Source organism: Corynebacterium riegelii (assembly GCF_016728505.1).
GTDB classification, from domain to species: Bacteria; Actinomycetota; Actinomycetes; order Mycobacteriales; family Mycobacteriaceae; genus Corynebacterium; species Corynebacterium riegelii.
Genome location: NZ_CP068159.1, coordinates 59,706 through 80,642, shown reverse-complemented (window position 1 = coordinate 80,642; position 20,937 = coordinate 59,706). Strand labels below are relative to the sequence as shown.

Sequence of the window (20,937 nt, the reverse complement as noted above, 5' to 3'; positions counted from 1 at the left end):
CCCCGAAACCGAATCGGAAGGGGAGAGGGCGGCTTTCGCGTTCTTTCGCGTTCTTTCGCGCTACTCCGCCGGGGTGCAGTACACCGCGGCGTTGCGGATGGCTTCTGGTGCGCCGGCGAAGTCATCGCGGGCCCAGCAGACGTCCTCACCAACCATGCCGTCTGGGTCGACGCTGGCCCAGCCGTTGCCGCGTGCCTTCCAGAAGTACTGCTGGCCGTCGAGCATCGTGCGGGCCCACTCGCGGTCACAGAAGGTGGAGAACTCGCGGCCGTTGGCCTCGTTTTGGCTTGGCCATGCGCACTCCGCGCCCGGCAGTGGTTCGGGCCCGACTTAGGCCATGGGTGGGTGAGCAACGTCACTCTTGACACTGCTAGCTGGTGGTTTTCTTTGTCAGTGTGAGAATTTTCCGCACTAAGTGGGTAGTGGCGGGGGTGATCAGTAGTCTGATTTTTGTGAGTCCTTATATCCGCACCGTCACAACCGGCTCCGGGGCAACAGCGGTGCAGGTCGTGTTCTCTGAACGCAAAGGTTCCAAAAGGATGAAGCATGTCGGTTCGGCGCATTCGGAGTCTGAGCTTGCGCTTTTACGTGCTGAAGCCCAACGCATCGTTGATGGTGACCAACTCGCGTTGGATTTCGGCGAAGTTGATCACACTCCATCTGCAACGGGCAGTGTGGATAATCCGCTACCGGTAGTCGGTCAGCGTGCCGGTTACCTGCTGAACTGCATTGATACGTGTTTCGACGAGTTAGGCCTTGCTGCGGCCACCGGTAATGATCTGGTGTTTCGTGATCTTGTACGTGCCAGGATCATTCACCCCGGTTCAAAGCTCGATTCCATCGAGACTCTTGCCGAGGTCGGAGTCACCAGCGCAAGCTACCGCACTATCCAAAGGCGCCTTGCATGCTTTGCTACCGAATCGTTTGGGGAGATCTTGTCCCAGGCGTTGGCCCATCATGCCGGGATTGGGCCGGGCGCATTCATCTTGTACGACGTGACCACACTGTATTTCGAAACAGATACCCCCGATAAGCTTCGTAAACCCGGGTTTTCCAAAGAACGCCGGGTCGAACCGCAGATTCTGGTGGGACTACTGACAGACGCCACCGGGTTTCCTTTGCATGTCGGGGCGTTTGCTGGCAACTCCGCCGAAACTCACACGATGCTGCCGATGATTACACGGTTTCAAGACGCCTACCAGCTCGACGAAGTCACCGTGGTCGCGGATGCGGGGATGTTTTCCGCGGCGAATAAACAAGCGCTTATCGATGCGGGCTTGCATTACATCTTGTCGGTGAAAACCCCCACCGTGCCCGAGGTGATCGACACCTGGCGCCGCAAGCATCCAGACACTACTTACACCCACGGCCAGATCTGGACACAACTCTCGGCAAGTGACGGTCGCAAACATGCTACCCCGAACTCGGTGACCCACTTCCAGTACTCCCACGATCGGGCCCGGCGCAGCCTGCGTGGTATTGAAGAACAAATCGCGAAAGCCAAACGCGCTGTTGACGGCGAGACCGCCATCAAACGCAACCGTTACATTGACCTTGCTGCCCCGAACAAGAAAGTCAACTACGCCCTCGCTGCCAAGCACCGGGCGTTGGCAGGAATCAAAGGCTACGAAACTGACCTGACTACTCTTCCCGCTGAGGAAGTGATCGGACATTACCGCAGGTTGTTCAACATCGAGAAGTCGTTTCGGATGTCGAAATCAGACTTAAAAGCCCGCCCGATCTACGCGCGGAAACAAGACTCGATTACCGCACACCTCAATATTGTCATCGCCGCGCTAGCAGTTGCGCATCTCATGGAAACCCGCAGTGGGCAATCCATCAAACGCCTCGTAAGAACACTCAAAAAATACCGCAGCTTTCAACTCAACGTCAGCGGCGAAACCATCCACGCCGCCGTACCACTGCCGCCCGACCTCGCCGCCACCATCCAAGCGATCACCGGCCACGAACTTCCGCACTAAATTGGCCTAAGTCAGGTTTGATTACCGCAAGCTGAACGCGTAGCTAGCAACAACAAAAGCCGCCCGCACCCCCGAAACCGAATCGGAAGGGGAGAGGGCGGCTTTCGCGTTCTTTCGCGTTCTTTCGCGCTACTCCGCCGGGGTGCAGTACACCGCGGCGTTGCGGATGGCTTCTGGTGCGCCGGCGAAGTCATCGCGGGCCCAGCAGACGTCCTCACCAACCATGCCGTCTGGGTCGACGCTGGCCCAGCCGTTGCCGCGTGCCTTCCAGAAGTACTGCTGGCCGTCGAGCATCGTGCGGGCCCACTCGCGGTCACAGAAGGTGGAGAACTCGCGGCCGTTGGCCTCGTTTTGGCTTGGCCATGCGCACTCCGCGCCCGGCAGTGGTTCGGGTTCTGGTTCGCGCTCCGGCTCCGGCTCGGCTTGGCGCGAGGAGCTGGAGGTGGAGCTGCGGGTGGACGTCGTTGTGGCTGAAGATGAGGTCGAAGACTTGCTGGAGGAAGTGGTGGTGGAGCTCGTCGTGGTCTCCTCCGGCTCTTCTTCCTCGGTTGTTTCTTCTGGCTCCGGCAGTTGCGAGGTGCTGGTGTAGGGGAAGTCCAACACTGGCTCGGCCAGGCGCCCCTCGTCACCCTCGCTGCCGCAACCGGCCAGCAGCATCGCTGAAGTGGCGACGATTGCGGCAGCGGTCTTGACACGGTTCACGCGAGTTTTTCCTTTCGGAGCTTTTTGCTTATCGACGTACCAATTTAACCCATCACGCCCCCAAAAATCCCTTCACCACCCGATTGAATGCTTCTGGGTTCTCAACGGCTACTTGATGGGAGCCGTCGATAACTGCGGATTGCACAGGGCCAGAGACCCCGGCGGCGATCTCGGCGAGCTGCTCGGGGCCGGTCCCGGCGTCGTCCTTACCGGCAACGGTGAGCACCGGGCACGTGATTTTGCCAAGTTGGTCGGCGAAGTCCCAGCCGGCGAGGGCGTCGCCGTTTTGGGCGTAGCCTTCGGCGTCGATACGCAAGATCATCTCGCGCACCTCGTTGACCTTTTCTGGATGGCTGGCGCGGAAGCCTTCGGTGAACCAGGCCTTAATAAATGCGTCGGCGAGAGCGCCCATGCCTTGTTCGCGGGCGATGGTGGTGCGCTCGGTCCAGCGCTCTTCGCCGCCGAGGAAGGTTGCGGTTGCGCAGAACACTGCCTTTTCCACGCGGCCGGAGTAGGCAGCCAGCCACTGCGCCAGCGCGCCGCCCAAAGATAGTCCGACGATGTGGAAGCGGTTGACGCCCACGGAGTCAAGCGCCTGCGTGATGTCCTGGCAGAGATCCTCCACGGTGGTGGAACCGGGGGCTACTGGCGCGGTCTCGGACTGGCCGTGGCCGCGGTGGTCCACGGTCACCACCCGGAAGCGCTTCGCAAGCTCTGGGATGAGCGCGTTCCAGGTTTCGTGCGTGGTGGCAATCGAGCTGAGCAGCACCACTGTTTGATCAGGAGTGCCTTCTGTGGGGCCGTGTTCGGTGACGTGTAGGTGAGTCATGGCCCCATTGTGATGAAGGCTGATCTAGCGGGCAACCGGCACAGGTTCCTTTTCGGGTGCAGCGGCGGGCACAGGGCCTTGATCAAGCACGCGATCAACTGGGGAACGCGGAATCAGCGCGGTGCACAGGGCGCCAACGGCGGCGACTGCGGCAAATTGGTAGAAGGCGGTGCTCGGGGTTGCGCCGGAGCCGATGATCAGCCCGCCGATCGCCGGGCCGAAGGTGCCGCCGAGTCGGCCGAAGCCCGCGGTCCATGCCACGCCGGCGGCACGCTGGGCGGTGCCGAAGTAGTTGGAGGTAAGGCCATAGACCAGCACCTGGGTGCCCAGCACGCCGATGCCGGCAAGTGCGATTGGCAGGTACATAGGGGCGACAGTGTTGAACTGCGGCAGGATCGCAAGCATGACTGCTGCTAGCAGGAAGGTGCAGGTGATGACGATCTTGGCGCCGATCTTGTCGGCCACCCAGGCGGCGAAGAGGCCGCCAATGACAGCGCCGCCGTTCAGTACGAGCAGGGAGTACAGCGAATCGTGCGGGGATGCGCCGTTTGCCTGCATGATCTTCGGCAGCCAGGTGTTGAGGCCGTAGGTGGAAAGCAGGCCGATGAAGCTCATCGCGCCGATCAGCAGTGTGCCAATCAGGTAGGAGCGGGAGAAGATACCCGCAAAGCCGGTTTTCTCAATGTCGGACTTCGCCTGAGTGGCGGTTGCTGTGGTGGTGGAGGAAGCCGATGGGTCGAAAAGGAAGCTGTCCTTCGGAAGCCCGTACTTCTCGCACACCGCGTTGGCCTGGGCGTGGCGGCCGCGGGTGATCAGCCAACGCGGCGACTCAGGAAGCGCCACGTACGCAAGCGGCAGCAGGAACAGCAGTGGGGAAGCGCCGAACAGGAATAGCCCGCGCCATCCCCAGGCATCTTGGAACCACAGGGCCATTAACGACGCCATAACGCCACCCGCCGGCACGCCCGAGTACACAATCGCGTTGAAGAGGTTTTTGCGGTTTGCCGGGGCGAACTCTGCGATGATGGCGCCGCCGGTGGCAACGATCACGCCGATGCCAAGGCCGGTCAGGAAACGCAGGAGGCCGAACATGACGATGGACTGCGCCATCGAGGTCACCGCCATGCCGATGGAGAACCAGACGATGGCGACGAGGAACACGTTGCGGCGCCCAAGCCTGTCGCCAACCGCGCCGGCGGCAAGCGCGCCGACCATAACGCCCACCATGGCCCAGGAGCCAAGGGTGCCGGCAATCTGTGGGCTCAGCGCGCCGATTTGGGTGGGGTCTTCCAGGAGGTTGGAGAGGACGGCGCCGTAGATGACGAGGTCGTAGCCGTCGAAAAGAATGGCAATTCCGACAACGGCGAGGATGAGATAGACGGACGCGCGATGCTTGGCCGATGCCCAGCCTTCGCGCTGGATTTTTGGTGTTGCTGGCATTTCAACTCCTTTGCGTGTGAGGTTTCACACAGTTAATTAGAGTTGTGGCGTGGACTCTACTAGGGGATTCCCTCTAGCTTTCCCAGGGAGTCGGGCCGTGAGGGCCTCCCGCGTTAGAATCGTCGGAGTTTGACTGAGCAAGTATGATCAAGAGATCACCTGTCCGAGACGGACTCATACACCACGCTCACACACCACGCGGGAGTTTTTGAAAGTACATGGCAGTAACGCACGACAGCTCAGACCTGCTGAAATGCTCGTTCTGCGGGAAGACGCAGAAGCAGGTTCGCAAGTTGATCGCCGGGGGCGGCGTTTACATTTGTGACGAGTGCATTGAGCTATGTAACGAGATTATTGAAGAGGAGCTGTCGGGGGCGGGCACGCAGGCGTCGGCAAGCGAAGAGAAGCTCCCTCGCCCCTCGGAGATCACTGCATTCCTTGACCAGTATGTGATTGGCCAGGATGTGGCAAAGCGCACGCTGGCGGTTGCGGTGTACAACCACTACAAGCGCATTAAGGCGGAGCAGAAAGTGCTTGGCGCGCGCCGTCGTGATGAGGAAGTGGAGATTGCGAAATCCAACATCCTGCTGCTTGGTCCGACGGGCTCCGGTAAGACCTACCTTGCGCAGACGCTGGCCCGCATGCTGAATGTGCCGTTTGCTATTGCGGACGCGACGAGTCTGACCGAAGCCGGCTACGTGGGCGAGGACGTGGAGAACATCCTGCTCAAGCTGCTGCAGGCGGCGGATTTTGATGTCAACCGTGCGCAGACCGGCATTATCTACGTTGATGAGGTGGACAAGATTTCGCGCAAGAGCGAAAACCCCTCCATCACCCGTGATGTCTCCGGCGAGGGCGTGCAGCAGGCGCTGCTGAAGATCCTGGAGGGCACCGTGGCCTCTGTGCCGCCGCAGGGCGGGCGCAAGCACCCGAACCAGGAGTTCATTCAGCTGGACACCACCAACATCCTGTTCATTGTGGCCGGTGCGTTTGCGGGCCTGGATAAGGTGATTGCGGAGCGTGTGGGGAAGAAGGGCATCGGCTTCGGTGCGGAGATTGATTCCAAGGCGCAGCGCGATGAGTCGGACCTGATGTCCAAGGTGCAGCCGGGGGACCTGGTGAAGTTCGGTCTGATCCCGGAGTTCATTGGCCGTCTGCCGATCCTGGCGCACGTGGAGGACCTGGACCGCGAGTCCATGGTTCGCGTGCTCACGGAGCCGAAGAACTCCCTGGTGAAGCAGTACCAGCGCCTGTTTGCCATGGATGGCGCGGAGCTGACCATTACTGAGGACGCGTTGGGCGAGATCGCCGATAGGGCCGCCGAGCGCAAGACGGGCGCCCGTGGCCTGCGCGCGATTATGGAAGAGCTGCTGGTACCGGTGATGTATGACCTGCCTGACCGCGAGGACATTGCAGAGGTTGTGATCAACGGTGCGGTGGTGCGCGGTGAGGAAGAGCCGCGCTACGTGGCTGAGAACGAGGAGCAAAGCGCCTAACGCTCAAACGGGGTGTTGTGCCGGCCGCGCCTATACTCGAGGGTGTATCTGACCAGCTTCTGCATGGAAAGGCTTCGAGAGAAATGGCATCTGATTTGGCACAGACGAAACAGCCGGTAAAGGTCACTATCACTGGCGCTGCGGGCAACATCGCATACTCCCTGTTGTGGCGCGTGGCTTCGGGCGACGTGTTCGGACCGGATCAGCCGGTGGACCTGACGTTGCTGGAGATTGAGCCGGCGGCGAAGGCTGCTGAGGGCACTGCGATGGAGTTGTCTGACTCCGCGATGCCGCTGGTGCGTGGGATTACGGTGACCACGGATCAGCGTGCAGGTTTTGAGGGCGCGAATGCCGCCTTCTTGGTTGGCGCGAAGCCGCGTGGCAAGGGCGAGTCCCGCGCTGACATGTTGGCCGCCAACGGCAAGATCTTCATCGAGCAGGGCAAGGCAATCAACGCTGGTGCGGCGGATGACATCCGTGTGCTGGTTGTTGGCAACCCGGCGAACACGAATGCGTACATTGCTGCGAAGGCTGCCGGTGATGTCCCGGCTGATCGTTTCAACGCTTTGATGCGTCTGGACCACAACCGTGCGCTGTCCGTGTTGGGCCAGAAGCTTGATGCGCCGACGGATGCGTTTGAGCGCGTTGTGGTGTGGGGCAACCACGCTGATACGCAGTTCCCAGACCTGACCTACGCGCAGCTTGAAGGCGCTGACGTGATGCCGAAGATTGACCAGGCGTGGTACACCGATGAGTTCATCCCGCGTGTGGCTAAGCGCGGCGCGGAGATCATTGAGGTGCGCGGTAAGTCTTCGGCAGCGTCGGCTGCGTCTGCTGCTGTGGATCACATGCGTGACTGGGTGCAGGGCACTGATGGTCGGTGGACCACGGTGGCGTTGCCGTCCACGGGCCAGTACGGCGTGGATGAGGGCCTGGTCTTCGGCTTCCCGGTGGTTGGCGCTAACGGCCAGTGGCAGGTAGTTGAGGGCCTTGAGATCAGCGATTTCCAGCGTCCGCGCATTGATGCGAACGTGGAGGCGCTGCGCTCTGAAGCGGAGGTAGCGGCGCAGCTTTTCTAAGGGACTAAGATGGTTCGTTGTGACTGAAGCGACGAACCTCCCTGCGACGAACCTTCCGAAGTCTTGGGACCCGAAGGAACAAGAAGAGCGCCTCTACGAAGGCTGGGTCAAGGCGGGGTATTTCACCGCCGACCCGGCTTCGGACAAGCCGGCGTATTCCATTGTGCTGCCGCCGCCGAATGTGACTGGTCAGCTGCACATGGGGCACGCGCTTGACCACACCTTGATGGATTCCCTGGTGCGCCGTAAGCGCATGCAGGGCTATGAGGTGTTGTGGCTGCCGGGTATGGACCACGCCGGTATTGCCACCCAGACCAAGGTTGAGGCGAAGCTGAAGGCCGAGGAGGGCAAGGACCGTTACGACTATGGTCGTGACGAATTTGTAGACCGTGTTTGGGAGTGGAAGCACGAGTTCGGCGGCACGATTACCACGCAGATGCGGGCTATCGGCGACTCAGTTGATTGGTCGCGTGAGCGCTTTACGCTTGATAACGGCCTGTCGCGCGCCGTGCAAACCATCTTCAAGCAGCTGTATGACGCTGGCATGATTTACCAGGATTATCGCCTGGTGAACTGGTCCCCGGTGTTGGAGACCGCGGTGAGCGACATTGAGGTGGTGTACAAGGACGTCGAGGGCGAGTTTGTCTCCATCCGCTACGGCTCGCTCAATGATGATGAGCCGCACCTGGTGGTTGCAACCACTCGTGTGGAGACGATGCTGGGTGACGTTGCTATTGCCGTGCACCCGGAGGACGAGCGCTACGCGCACCTGGTTGGCCAGGAGTTTGAGCACCCGCTGCGCGATGACCTGAAGCTGAAGGTGATCGCTGATGATTACGTGGATCGCGAGCTGGGTACCGGCGCGGTGAAGATCACCCCGGCGCATGACCCGAACGACTATGAGATGGGTCTGCGGCACGATCTGGACATGCCGATCATCTTGGATGAGAAGGGCCGCATTGCTCATACCGGCACCGAGTTTGATGGCATGGACCGTTTCGAAGCCCGCGTGAAGGTGCGCGAGGCGTTGGCGGAGCAGGGCCGCATTGTCAAGGAAGTGCGCCCATACGTGCACTCGGTTGGCCACTCGGAGCGTTCCGGTGAGCCGATTGAGCCGCGTCTGAGCTTGCAGTGGTTTGTGAAGGTGGCTGAGCTGGCACGCATGTCCGCTGAGGCGGTGCGTGAGGGTGATACCGAAATCCACCCGACCTCCATGGAGAAGCGTTACTTCGACTGGGTGGACAACATGCACGACTGGACGATTTCACGCCAGTTGTGGTGGGGCCACCGTATTCCGATCTGGTACGGGCCGGAAGACGCTGAGGGCAACCGCGACGTGGTTTGCGTTGGCCCGGATGAGGAGCCGCCGGCAGGCTACGAGCAGGACCCGGATGTGTTGGACACGTGGTTCTCCTCTGCACTGTGGCCGTTTTCCACGATGGGTTGGCCGGACACAACCCCGGAGCTGGAGAAGTTCTACCCAACCACCGTGCTGGTTACGGCGTACGACATTTTGTTCTTCTGGGTTGCGCGCATGATGATGTTTGGCACCTTTGCCGCAACACAAACCCCGGATGTGCTGGGCCAGGGCAAGGATGGTCGCCCGCAGATCCCGTTCGAGCACCTGTACCTGCATGGTCTGGTGCGCGATGAGAAGGGCCGCAAGATGTCGAAGTCTCTGGGCAACGGCATCAACCCGATGGACTGGGTGGAGCAATACGGTGCGGATGCGCTGCGTTTCGCGCTGGCTCGTGGTGCGAACCCGGGTGTGGATTTGCCGATTGGTGAGGACAACGCCACCTCCGCACGCAACTTCACCACCAAGCTGTTCAACGCCGCGAAGTTCGCGCTGATGAACGGCGCCCGGGTGGATGAACTGCCGGCGCGCGAGGAGCTGACGGACGCTGACCGTTGGATCTTGGACCGCTGCGAAGAGGTCCGCGCCAAGGTGGACGCCTACCTGGATGATTACCAGTTTGCTAAGGCCAATGAGGAGCTCTATCACTTCGCGTGGGATGAACTCTGTGACTGGTACCTGGAGATTGCCAAGACGCAGATTCCGCGGGAGCGAGACATCGCCCAGGGTGAAAACACCCAGGTTGTGCTTGGTCGCGTGTTGGACGTGGTGTTGCGTCTGCTGCACCCGACCATGCCGTTTATCACTGAGGTGCTGTGGAAGGAACTCACCGGCGGCGAGACGGTCACGCTTGCGCCGTGGCCGAGCGCGCAGGACACCAACGGTGGCGCTGAGACTGATCTCAACGCGCGCCGTCGTATTGAAGACTCCATCAAGCTGATCACGGAGCTGCGCCGCTTCCGCGCCGACCAGGGGGTCAAGCCCAGCCAGAAGGTGCCGGCGAAGCTGGACTTTGCCGCAGCTGACCTGGTGGCACAGGAGGACATGGTGCGCCAGATTGCCAGGGTGGAGGAGCCGGGTGATGGTTTCGTGGCGTCGGCAAGCATCGAAATGCGCCTGAGCCAGACCACCCTGGATGTGGCCCTGGATACCTCGGGCACGGTGGATGTGGCCGCTGAGCGCAAGCGCCTGGAGAAGGAACTTGCGGCGGCGCAGAAGGAGCTGGACACCACGGCGGCGAAGCTGGGCAATGAGCAGTTTTTGGCTAACGCGCCGGAGCCGGTGGTGGAGAAGATCCGCCAGCGCCAGCGTGTGGCGCAAGACGAGTTCGCGCGCGTGAGCGCTCGTCTTGAGGGGCTCAATGGCTAAGGGGACGCCTAACGGGTTCGGCAGCTTCGAGGTGTCGGAGGACGAGCACGGCCGCTCGATCGACCTGGGCCAGTGGGCTGGGGCCACGCTTGGTAGCGGTGACGCGAACGGCAGCACAGCCGAGACCGCCGAGGACACGCCCATCGAGTGCCCCGTCACGGACGAGGACCTCGCCGCGCTTGCACAGGTGGAGGAGGAGCTGAACGCGCGCTGGCCGGAGACGGACATTGATCCTTCGCTGGAGCGCATTGAGCTGCTGATGGATCTGCTGGGCCAGCCGCAGAAGTCCTGCAAGGTCATTCACGTGGCGGGGACGAACGGTAAGACGTCCACAGTCAGAATGATTGAGTCGCTGCTAGCGGCGTTTGGCAATCGCGTTGGGCGTACCACCAGCCCGCACCTGCAGCTGATCACGGAGCGCGTGGGTATTGACGGCGAGCCGATCCACCCAGCCGACTTCGTGCGGATTTACCGCGAGATCGAGCCCTACATCCAGATGGTGGATGAGCGCTCGGGTATCCCGATGAGCTACTTCGAGGTCACCGTGGCCATTGCGTTTGCCGCGTTCGCCGATGCCCCGGTGGACGTTGCCGTGGTGGAGGTTGGCATGGGCGGGCGTTGGGACGCCACCAATGTCGTCGACGCCGACGTGGACGTGATCATGCCCGTGGGCCTTGACCACATGGATTATCTGGGGGACACGGTCGCGGAGATCGCCGGTGAGAAGGCCGGCATTATCCGCTCCGCGGACGCAGTGGCGATCATTGCCAACCAGGAGCCGGATGCAATGAATGTGATCCTGCAGCGTTCCGTGGAGGTTGGCGCGACGGTTGCGCGTTTGGGTAGTGAGTTTGATGTGGTGTCGGCAGACGTGGCGCTCGGCGGCCAGATGCTCACGCTGCGCGGGTTGTCTGGCGAGATAGACAACGTGTTCGTGCCGCTGGCTGGTGAGCACCAGGCGAAAAACGCCGCCGTGGCGCTGGCCGCGGTGGAGGCGTTTTTCGGTGCCTCGGCTGAGCGCCCTTTAAACCCGGATACGGTGCGCACCGGCTTTGCTAACGCTGCGTCGCCGGGTCGCCTTGAGCACGTCCACACCGCTCCGACCACGTTTGTAGACGCCACGCATAACCCGCACGGCGCCCGCGCCCTAGCCGCAGCGCTGAGCCGTGACTTCAACTTCACCCGCCTGATCGGCGTGCTGGGCATTTTGGGTGACAAGGATGCCCGCGGCATTATGGAGGCGCTTGAGCCGGTGTTGACGGAGGTGGTGGTGACGCAGAATACGTCGCCACGCGCGGCCGACGCCTACGACCTGGCTGAAACCGCCCGCGAAATCTTTGGCGATGAGCGCGTCCACGTCGAGCCGAACCTCGTCGGCGCCTACGACCTAGCCGTGGAGTTGGCGGAGGAAGAACTCGACGAAGCTGGCGTGCAGGCCGGCAACGGTGTGATCATCACCGGCTCTGTTGTCACCGCTGGTGAGGCTCGCGCATTGTTTGGAAAGGACCCTAAGTGAGCTCGAAGCATTCACGCGAAATCCCCGTCGGCCCCCTCGGGCCCGGCCACGCGCCGGTAAAAGACCCGATGGCGGGCCTGCGCCCGGTGATGTCCGGCACCCTGGTCATGGAGGCCATCACGGTCTTTCTCATCCTGCTGGTGGTGCTGAAAGTGGACGGCGGCGCGCTGTGGACCACGTTTAACTGGGTCTACATCACGGTGTTGGGTGCCGCGCATCTGATCATGGCGTTCGCGCAGCGCGCGCCGGGGGCCCTGTGGATCAACCTGGCGCTGCAGATCCCGCTGATCTTCGGTTTCTTCGTGCACTGGTCGGTCACGGCCGTGGGCATCATCTTTGGCATCGTGTGGTTTTACATTGTGAAGCTGCGCTCAGAGATGGAGCGTCGCATGCGTGGCGGCTACCTGGTCACGCAGCACTTGGGCGCCTCAGAGGGGTAGGTTGCGTCGCAGGATTTTGCCTGCGGCGTTGCGCGGTATTTCATCGATCACGGTGATGCCGCGCAGTTTTTTATATGAGGCAACACGCTCAGCCATCCAGGCGATCAGAGCCTTTTTGCTTTGCGACGCCCCACGCCACACCACAAACCCCCACGGCACCTCCTCACCGTCATCGGTTTTCCTGCCTGCCACCGCGGCGTCCGCCACCTGCGGGTGGGTGAGCAGGACGGCTTCAAGCTCAGCGGGGGAGATTTGGTAGCCGTGGTATTTGAAGATGTCTTTGACGCGGTCGATGATGTCCACGGTGCCGTTGTCACGCAGCCGCGCCAGGTCACCGGTGTGCAGCCAATCGCCCGGCCCAAGTGGGGGTTGGTCGCGGTAGCCGCGCATGAGTTGCGGGCCGCGGATGAGGAGTTCGCCGGTTTTGGCATCTTCGCCAGTGTCTAGGTCCACGATCCGAAACTGTGTGTTGGGTACCGCAAAGCCGATGGAGCCGGGCGTTGATTTCCCGGCGATGCCCACGTGTGTGACCGGTGCCGATTCCGTGGTGCCGTAGCCCTGCAGAATCGTGGTGTCCAGTTTGCGCTCCACGCTTCGGGCGAGTTCCTCATCGAGTGAGGCGGCACCGCACACCATGAAGCGGCTGGCAGTAAACGCGGCTGCGTCGAATTCCTGCTTGGCCAGAAGGCGGGCAATCGGGGGCGCGATAAACGTCAGCTCAATGCCGTGTTTTGCGTGGGTTGTCACCATCTCCTCGAAGGAGAAGCGCCTGGTGGTGTGGATATGGTGCCTTGCGCGTAACGACGCCAACAGCAACGTATTCAACCCATAAATATGCGTAAACGGCAGCGGCGCAAAGGTTCGCGTCTGCGCTTCGATGCCGCTTGCGCGAAGGGCAGTTCCGAACTGCGCGGCGTTCGCCGTGATTGCGGCGTGGGTCAGCTCCACCGCCTTGGGAAGCCCCGTAGTACCGGAGGAAAACGGCACGGCGGCAATGGACTGCGGGTCAATCAGCGGCGGGGTGTATTCGCCGGCGGTGGGTGACTGGATCCCGTGTTGGATTTCATTCAGTGTGAGTTCGCGGGTGGTGTGGGAGAGGCGTTTGAGGGTTGACGCTTCGTCGTCAAGCAATAAGGCCCCGATCAGCGTGACGGTGGAGCCGGCGCGCAGGATGGCCAGCAGGCCGACGGCGAAGTCGATAGAGTTCGGCTGGCGCAGTGCGATGACTTCCCCGGGCGCGATGGTGGCGGCGAGTGCCTCAACGCGGGCGGCGAGCTCGCCGTAAGTAACGGTGCGGCCGGTGTCTACCTCGGTGATTGCGGGCAGGTCCGCGTCATTGCGGAGGTCTCCCAGCACGAAGGTGAACACGTCCGTGTTGGGCAAGGTGATATCCGGCAGCGGGCTACGGTACTGCATGCGCACAGGCTACCTGCGGTATAAACGGGGCTCATGCGCAACCTTGCATTTATCCTCGCCGGCGTCCTGTCTCTGCTTGCCGTGTTCAGCGGGCCACTCGGCTGGCCGCGGTGGGCAGCACTTGCCGCTTTGGGAGTCGCCTTTGTGCTCCTTGCGTGGGGGTTTGCGGACAAAGCCCGCAACATGCAGGCAAAACCCAAAGTTTTGGACCCTGAACAGCGCGCCACCATCGCCCGCATGAAGGCCGAAGGCAACACACCGATGGCCATCTCACAGGTGCAGCTCTGGTTCCGCAACACCACACCCGAGGAGGCAGCGCGCATAGTTAGCCAGGTGTAGGTAGGATTTAGCGTTATGACTGAACGTACTCTGATTCTGATCAAGCCGGACGGCGTGGCAAACGGCCACGTCGGCGAAATCATTGCCCGCATCGAGCGCAAGGGCCTCAAGCTGGTCGAGATGGATCTGCGCACCGCAGACCGCGAGACCGCAGAGAAGCACTACGCCGAGCACAAGGACAAGCCGTTCTTCGGCGAGCTGGTTGACTTCATCACCTCCGCACCGCTGGTTGCTGGCATTGTTGAGGGCGAGTCTGCAATCGCAGCATGGCGCCAGCTGGCCGGCGGCACCCACCCGGTTGAGAAGGCCACCCCGGGCACCATCCGCGGTGACTTCGCACTGACCGTTGGTGAGAACGTGGTGCACGGCTCTGACTCCCCGGAGTCCGCTGAGCGCGAGATCGCCATCTGGTTCCCGAACAAGTAAACGCTTGTTTTCCGCCCCGCCGTTGTGCGGGGCGTTTTTGTTTTTCTTGGGGGGTTGTTTTTGGGCGGTTTTGGGCGGTTGTGCTCGGCCGCCAGCCTCAATCGCCCTCCGGTCTCGGCTCAATCGGCCTCTTCGACTACCGCCACGGAAACAAATATGCAGGGGAAGATATGCAGGTCTGCAGGTCACGGACGATTTTCATTAACAGGCCTCTTATTGAAAAAGCGCTCTGACCATTGCTCCTGCATATCTTCCCCTGCATATTTGTTGAAAACGGCCGAGCTCTTTCAAGCGTGGGCAGCGTGAGGAACGTCTGGATTGCCCGCGGTGTGCAACAATGGGGCCAGACTTTTTACAACCGTACGGTTCCCGTTTGGTGGCAGCACTGTGCGGCGGCGGCGAGAAACATCGCCAGCGCCCGGTGTTGAACGCTTCACGGGCCAACAATAAAAGAGGAGCTTATCGTGGCACGTAGCGACGAATCCGCTGAGCAGAACGAACGCCCAGCAACCAAGCAGGCAGCGAAGAAGACTGCAAAGAAGAGTGCTAAACGCACGGCAAAGAAAACTACTGCTAAGAAGAGCACGCGTAAGCGTGCGACAAAGCCGGAAGTCAAGGCGGCGCCGCAGAACAAGTTTGAGGCGTTTGATCGTTCCCAGCTTGGTGAGAAGACGCGTGTGTTCAACCTGGCCAAGGCGCTGGATGAGCCTTCAAAGGACTTGGTTGTTGCGCTTTCTGAGCTGGGTTTGGTGAAGGTTGCGCAGTCCACGTTGACGCGCGCGGAGGCAGAGCAGCTGCTGACCGCGTTGTCTGCAAAGGCGAACAACGTTGAGCAGTCCGGGCAGTCTGGCGCTGAAGAAAGCGCTGCCGCTGAGGAGGCGGATGAGAAGATCCGCCAGCGTGTGCGCAAGGACGTTGCCAACGAGATCAACCAAATTGAGCGCAAGGTGGAGGCTGAGCTCGCTGAGAGTGCTGAGCTCGCCGAGAGCGCTGAGAACGTCGAACCAGCTGAAAACGCCAATGACGCTGAAACCGTTGAGGACTCTGAAGACACAGAAGAATCGGAAGATCTGCTCACGGACGTTGAACCGGAGATCACCCCGGCGCCGGTAGAGGAAGCGGCTGCGTATGCGCCGGTGTTCAAGGCGCCGGCGCGATCGACGCGTCGTCGCGCAAGCCGCCCGAGCCAAAAGCCGGACCAGGACCAAGACCAGGACCAGGGCCAAGACCAGGACCAGGCAAACACTCAGGACACCGCTGAAAACCAGCAGGAATCCAAGCAGGAATCCAAGCGGGAGGGCCAGTCGAGGCGTCGTCGTTCGCGCAGGTCGAGCTCTTCACAGGGTCAGCATGGCCAGCAGAACCAGCAGAACCACCACGACAAGCAGGACGAACACGACACCCACGACAACCACGATGATGACGTCGAGGTGATCGAGGAGCCGAAGGCGATTAAGGGTTCGGCGCGTTTGGAGGCGCAGCGTCGTCGTCGCAGTGAGAAGCGCGAGGAGGGGCGCAAGCGTTCCAAGATTGTGTCGCAGGCGGAGTTCTTGGCGCGTCGTGAGTCGGTGAAGCGCACGATGGTGGTGCGTGAGCGTGAGCGTCATGACGGTGCGGGCAAGATCACACAGGTCGGCGTGCTTGAAGACGGCCTGTTGGTCGAGCACTTCGTCACCTCGGATGCCCAGGCGTCCATGATTGGCAACATCTACCTGGGTCGTGTGCAAAACGTGCTGCCCAGCATGGAGGCGGCGTTCATTGACATCGGCCAAGGGCGCAACGGTGTGCTCTACGCCGGTGAGGTGGATTGGAAGGCGGCGGGTTTGGGTGGACGCTCGCGTCGTATAGAACATGCCCTGAAGTCCGGTGACCAGGTGCTGGTGCAGGTGACCAAGGACCCGATCGGGCACAAGGGCGCGCGGCTGACTACGCAGATTTCCCTGCCTGGCCGCTACCTGGTGTACGTGCCGGGTGGCCGCAGCGCGGGTATTTCGAGGAAGTTGCCGGCGCCGGAGCGTAAGCGTCTCAAAGAAATTTTGAACAACGTGGTCCCGGGCAAGGGCGGCGCGATCATCCGTACTGCTGCGGAGAACGTGTCGGAGGAGGCCATCGCGGCGGACGTGAACCGTCTGCACACGCAGTGGGAGGCCATCCAGAACCGCGCGGAGAAGGAGAAGAACTCCAAGGGCGCAACCCCGGTCACGTTGTATGAAGAGCCGAACCTGCTGGTCAAGGTTGTGCGTGACCTGTTCAATGAGGACTTCACCGAGCTGGTTGTAGACGGCCGCAAGCCGTGGAACACCGTGCATGCGTATGTGGAGTCGGTGGCGCCGGACCTGTTGGACCGTCTGGTGAAGTTTGACCGCAACAAGCACGACGGCCAGGACGCGTTCGAGGTTTACCGCGTTGATGAACAGATTGAGAAGGCACTGTCGCGCACGGTGTGGCTGCCGTCGGGTGGTTCCTTGATCATTGATCGCACTGAGGCGATGACGGTCATTGACGTCAATACGGGCAAGTTCACCGGCTCCGGCGGTTCGCTGGAGGAGACGGTGACCTCGAACAACCTTGAGGCCGCCGAGGAGATCGTGCGTCAGATTCGCCTGCGTGACATTGGCGGGATCATCATCATTGACTTCATTGACATGATCTTGCCGGAGAACCAGGATCTGGTGCTGCGTCGTTTGAAGGAGGCGCTGGGGCGTGATCGGACGCGTCATCAGGTTTCGGAGGTGACGTCGCTAGGCCTGGTGCAGATGACGCGTAAGCGTTTGGGCACTGGTCTGCTGGAGACGTTCGCGCAGCCGTGTGAGGCGTGTGGCGGCCGCGGGATTGTCGTGGGCGATGATCCGGTTGATGGCCACGAGCATCACGAGCAGCATGGCCATCGCGACAACCGTAGGGATCGCCGGGAGCGCCGGGATAGCCGCCGCCGTCCGACGGGTGAGCACCCGGTAGCGAAGGCGATGCGTGAAGAAGCCGCGTCGAAGGAAAACGACCCGGCTGTTGAGGCGGAGTTGGATGAGATCGCAGGCTCGATCATCGTCGGAGCGGACACGGACACTGCGGACACTGATCAGCCGCAGGAGAAGCGTCCGCGCCGCCGCGGTCGTCGCGGTGCTTCCCGTGGGCGAGGCAAGGAGCTTCAGCTTGACGACGCTAACGTGAACCCCCCAACCGACTCCGCCACGGACTCCGCTACTGGCACCGCCACGGACACAGACGCCCCAACGCAGACGTATGAGGAGGCGGTTGAGGAGTTTGAGGCCTCGCCGCGCCGCAAGCGTCGCACGCGTGGGAACTCGCGCTCGGATCACCGTCCGAAGCGTGAGGACTTCGCAGTAGAGGCTGACGTCGAAGCAGAGGCTCCGGCGGAGGCGGCGGAGGATTCGCCGCGTGATGACAAGCGCAGCACTGGTCGCAGCGGCCGTAGCGCTGGCCGTTCCTCGGCTGCGAAGCCGCGTACGCGTGAGCGTCGTAGGGCAACGCGTCGCACCTCAACGTCTGCGACCCGTTCGCAGTCGGGTGCGGGTGCTTCCCAGGGCAAGCGTGGTGAGTCTTCACAGAAGCGCGCTGCCCAGGCGAAGCGTGAGGCGGCGCATGTTGAGGTCTCGCAACGCCGTGGTCGTCGTAGGGCGACACGCCGTACGTCTCGCAGATAGCGGCAGGAAAGGCCGGGGTTTGGTAAATCGCGGCCTTCCGGTGTAGTCTTTGACAGTCGCTGTTTTGGGGTGCTCGCACCTCGTTGCCCAAGCATGCGGGCACGGCGGGCCACTGCCACCTAAGAAGGCGGGCCCCGAAACGCTAAATGTTGTTCCATTTCCGTCACCGAGGCATGCCGGGGGCGGGCGAGTAAGAGAGAAGGGGTAACCCTCTATGTACGCGATCGTCAAGACCGGCGGCAAGCAGTACAAGGTTGCCGAGGGCGACCTGGTCAAGGTCGAGAAGCTTGAGGGTGAAGCAGGCGACAAGGTCGAACTCACCCCGATCCTTCTCGTAAATGGCGCAGATGTCACCACCGGCGACAAGCTTGCTTCCAGCAAGGTTGAGGCTGAAATTGTGGAGCAGACCAAGGGCAAGAAGGTCGACATCCTCAAGTACAAGAACAAGACCGGCTACAAGGTCCGTCAGGGCCACCGCCAGCCTTTGACCGTGGTCAAGGTCACCGGCATTAAGTAAGCAAACTTTTCAACGTCAAGGAGATTTGAATAATGGCAACCAAAAAGGGTGCATCCAGCTCCTCGAACGGCCGTGACTCTGAGTCGAAGCGCCTCGGTGTGAAGCGTTTCGGCGGCCAGCAGGTCAAGGCCGGCGAGATCCTCGTTCGCCAGCGTGGCACCAAGTTCCACCCGGGTGAGAACGTTGGCCGTGGTGGCGACGATACCTTGTTCGCACTGGCCGCTGGTTCGGTGCAGTTCGGCATCAAGAAGCGTCGTCGTGTTGTGAACATCGTTCCGGCTGACGGCCAAGGCGTCTCCGCTGAGGTGCTCGAGGCTGCTGAGGCTGCAGGCGTAGTCGAAGAGACCGCCTAAGCTAGCAAAGCTTTCTCCTGCCCCAACCCATGCACGGGTTGGGGCAGTTTTTGTTTGCCGCCTAACGCCTAAACGCTCTAAACCCCGTGTACAACACCCCGAGTAGACCAGGTTTTGGTGGCGTACTCGGGGTGTTGTACACGGAGTGTAGAAACAGGCCTATTGTGTGAGACTTATGAGCGACAATTCACCGCGCGTTGTAGACCCGTCCGTTGACCTGCAGATGGCGCTTGCCACCCTTGGCCCGGGCCAGGGGCTTTGGTTGAGCCCGGGGGACTACTTCCTGCGGCGTCCCTTGACGCTGAGTGGGCAATACTTGCAGGGCCCGGGCGCAGATAAGGTACGTATTAACGGGCCGATCAGCCTGCGGGATGGGGCGTTGCTGAAAGACGTCACCCTGGCCGGCCCACAAGATACCTACGTGGTGAGCGTGGTTGAGGGCACAGCAGTGATGCAGGACTGTGCGGTTGAGTTCCCTGACGGGCATGAGCGTGCGGCTGTGTCGGTTGAGGATGCGAAGCTGCAGATGGTGTCGTGCACGATTGCGGACAATGACAGTGCCGCCACGGTTGTCTGTGATCGGGGCACGGTTGAGCTTGTTGCTTGCAACGTGGGCTATGTCGGTGGGTTTGAGGGCGCCCAGGTGCTTGTTGCGGGCTCTCGCATTGGCGGGGTGAAGCTTACAGATGACGCTCACATGCGTCTGGATGCGAGCAGTCTTTTGGCGCCACCTGTGGAGGATCTGGCGCTGCATCTGCAGGCGGGAAGTTCATTAATCGCACCTGTACTGCGGGTGGATACGCAGGGGCCCACGTTCAAGATTTCCGCAAGTACGCTCCTTGCGCCAACCATTGATTCCGTCAATGGTGAGCAGATCACCCTTGAGGTTGATGCGCAGTCTGAGGTGGACGCGGACCGGTCGGTGTGCGTGTTCACTGAGTTGGACCAGGACAGGGAACGCGGCGAGATCCTGTGGCGGGCTCAGGACGGTGACAACTTTGATGAAGTGATTGCGCCCCGGCTCTTTGACGGAGCTGTGATCCGCCTCGAAGCCGGCCGCTACACACTGTCGCATGCTCCTCTGGCAACGAACGTGGCCTTCTCCGGACCGGACCAGGATAAAGGGGAGTGCTTGCTGTGGCTTCACGGCGTCAAGGTGGAAAACGGGCAGCGCCTCATGTTCAGTGACCTGACGTTGTTGCAGGATGATGACGCGATGCTTCTTGGGATCGGCGGCGGGGCGGAGGTGCGTCTGCAGGATGTGGTGGTCGTGCCTGCGCATCGTTTGTCTGAGTACGTACCGATTGCGGTTGTTGGCGCAACGCTTGAGTTGGATCATTGCGTGGTGGAGGCAACGCCTGCACGCGCTGAGTTGAATATGCGCCTGTCAAGTGGGGCACGGCTTCGCTCCCGGAACAGTTTCTTGGGCTGGGTGCGTATGGACGATGCTGAGGCCACGTTCGATCAGGACCGTATCTATTACCTTGCGTTGAACAACTCCAACGCCTCCGGCGCCCTGGTTGGGATTGAGAACGCGGCGAATTTCCGCACGATCGTTGCCGAGAACTCGAAGTGCGATCTGACAGAGCTGGTCACCCACGGCGCTGCTATGGAGTGCTTTGTTGAGGATTCGGTGCTCAACGTACAAACATCGCGCACAAGTGAGGGTGAGCGTGTGCGCGTGGTAACGAAGGGTAACACCACGGTGCATTTCCCGGGCGCTGAACTGCCGGGGATGAAGAGGGAGGGGGATGCGGTGGGCGTCGATAAGCAAGATGCTCCATCGGCTGACATGGTGGTGATGAGCCTGGCGGCGAGGGGCTACCTCTTTGATGAGGAGGCCCTGCGTGCCGCGGTGGCTGCAAGCGCTGCGGATGCGGCGAAGATTGAGCGGATGCTTGTAGACGCGATTGCGATGCGCCTTTTCCGCACCCACGGCGGCAACCTGTCGCAGGCGACGGCAGAGGAGCGCATGACAATTACCGCCGAAGACCTGAAAACCTTGAACAAGTAGG

General features: G+C 61.4%; 17 protein-coding genes. 12 read left to right on the top strand and 5 right to left on the bottom strand.

Annotation, left to right across the window (positions count from 1 at the left end):
* Positions 1-60: 60 nt before the first annotated feature.
* Complete coding sequence (locus I6I71_RS00380) at positions 61-225, bottom strand: hypothetical protein (protein WP_201821431.1); 165 nt, start codon at positions 223-225, stop codon at positions 61-63.
* Positions 226-452: 227 nt separating this feature from the next.
* On the opposite strand from I6I71_RS00380, the gene I6I71_RS00375 reads away from it, so the two are divergent.
* Positions 453-1,982, top strand: coding sequence for an IS1634 family transposase (locus tag I6I71_RS00375; protein ID WP_462101426.1), 1,530 nt, complete (start codon positions 453-455; stop codon positions 1,980-1,982).
* A 129-nt stretch (positions 1,983-2,111) separates the two neighbouring features.
* On the opposite strand, the gene I6I71_RS00370 is transcribed toward I6I71_RS00375, so the two are convergent.
* From I6I71_RS00370 to I6I71_RS00360, 3 genes are read right to left on the bottom strand one after another with little or no spacing between them, the layout of a single operon-like run.
* A complete protein-coding gene (locus I6I71_RS00370; protein WP_201821428.1) occupies positions 2,112-2,684 on the bottom strand; it encodes a hypothetical protein in 573 nt (190 codons plus the stop codon).
* Between the two features lie 52 nt (positions 2,685-2,736).
* Complete coding sequence (locus I6I71_RS00365) at positions 2,737-3,513, bottom strand: alpha/beta fold hydrolase (protein WP_052203274.1); 777 nt, start codon at positions 3,511-3,513, stop codon at positions 2,737-2,739.
* Positions 3,514-3,537: 24 nt separating this feature from the next.
* A complete protein-coding gene (locus I6I71_RS00360; protein WP_201821426.1) occupies positions 3,538-4,953 on the bottom strand; it encodes an MFS transporter in 1,416 nt (471 codons plus the stop codon).
* Positions 4,954-5,171: 218 nt separating this feature from the next.
* On the opposite strand from I6I71_RS00360, the gene clpX reads away from it, so the two are divergent.
* The 5 genes from clpX to I6I71_RS00335 all read left to right on the top strand — a co-directional run bounded on the left by clpX (position 5,172) and on the right by I6I71_RS00335 (position 12,209).
* Positions 5,172-6,449, top strand: a complete 1,278-nt coding sequence (clpX, locus tag I6I71_RS00355; RefSeq protein WP_052203278.1) for an ATP-dependent Clp protease ATP-binding subunit ClpX — start codon at positions 5,172-5,174, stop codon at positions 6,447-6,449.
* 83 nt (positions 6,450-6,532) lie between these two features.
* Positions 6,533-7,528, top strand: coding sequence for a malate dehydrogenase (locus I6I71_RS00350; RefSeq protein WP_052203280.1), 996 nt, complete (start codon positions 6,533-6,535; stop codon positions 7,526-7,528).
* A 19-nt stretch (positions 7,529-7,547) separates the two neighbouring features.
* Positions 7,548-10,253: a valine--tRNA ligase gene (locus I6I71_RS00345; RefSeq protein ID WP_201821424.1), complete on the top strand. Its 2,706-nt coding sequence runs from the start codon at positions 7,548-7,550 to the stop codon at positions 10,251-10,253.
* A complete protein-coding gene (folC, locus tag I6I71_RS00340) occupies positions 10,246-11,769 on the top strand; it encodes a bifunctional tetrahydrofolate synthase/dihydrofolate synthase (RefSeq protein WP_201821417.1) in 1,524 nt (507 codons plus the stop codon). Before I6I71_RS00345 ends, folC begins: the two co-directional genes overlap by 8 nt.
* Positions 11,766-12,209 carry a DUF4233 domain-containing protein gene (locus I6I71_RS00335; protein ID WP_070494331.1) on the top strand — a complete coding sequence of 148 codons (444 nt, stop codon included), beginning with the start codon at positions 11,766-11,768 and terminating at the stop codon, positions 12,207-12,209. Before folC ends, I6I71_RS00335 begins: the two co-directional genes overlap by 4 nt.
* Here I6I71_RS00335 and I6I71_RS00330 read toward each other — a convergent pair.
* Positions 12,198-13,625 (bottom strand): AMP-binding protein, encoded by a 1,428-nt coding sequence (locus tag I6I71_RS00330; protein ID WP_201821415.1) that lies wholly within the window; start codon positions 13,623-13,625, stop codon positions 12,198-12,200. The genes I6I71_RS00335 and I6I71_RS00330 overlap by 12 nt on opposite strands.
* Positions 13,626-13,658: 33 nt before the next feature.
* Here I6I71_RS00330 and I6I71_RS00325 point away from each other — a divergent pair, with 33 nt between their 5' ends.
* From I6I71_RS00325 to I6I71_RS00300, 6 genes are all read left to right on the top strand, one after another.
* Positions 13,659-13,964 carry a hypothetical protein gene (locus I6I71_RS00325; RefSeq protein ID WP_052203287.1) on the top strand — a complete coding sequence of 102 codons (306 nt, stop codon included), beginning with the start codon at positions 13,659-13,661 and terminating at the stop codon, positions 13,962-13,964.
* 15 nt (positions 13,965-13,979) lie between these two features.
* A complete protein-coding gene (ndk, locus tag I6I71_RS00320; protein WP_052203289.1) occupies positions 13,980-14,390 on the top strand; it encodes a nucleoside-diphosphate kinase in 411 nt (136 codons plus the stop codon).
* A gap of 464 nt (positions 14,391-14,854) precedes the next feature.
* Positions 14,855-18,052 (top strand): translation initiation factor IF-2 N-terminal domain-containing protein, encoded by a 3,198-nt coding sequence (locus I6I71_RS00315; RefSeq protein WP_201821413.1) that lies wholly within the window; start codon positions 14,855-14,857, stop codon positions 18,050-18,052.
* Positions 18,053-18,266: 214 nt separating this feature from the next.
* Complete coding sequence (gene rplU / locus I6I71_RS00310) at positions 18,267-18,569, top strand: 50S ribosomal protein L21 (RefSeq protein WP_052203292.1); 303 nt, start codon at positions 18,267-18,269, stop codon at positions 18,567-18,569.
* A gap of 32 nt (positions 18,570-18,601) precedes the next feature.
* Positions 18,602-18,922, top strand: coding sequence for a 50S ribosomal protein L27 (gene rpmA, locus I6I71_RS00305; protein WP_070494361.1), 321 nt, complete (start codon positions 18,602-18,604; stop codon positions 18,920-18,922).
* Positions 18,923-19,097: 175 nt separating this feature from the next.
* Positions 19,098-20,936, top strand: a complete 1,839-nt coding sequence (locus I6I71_RS00300) for a hypothetical protein (RefSeq protein ID WP_201821411.1) — start codon at positions 19,098-19,100, stop codon at positions 20,934-20,936.
* Position 20,937 lies beyond the last annotated feature (1 nt).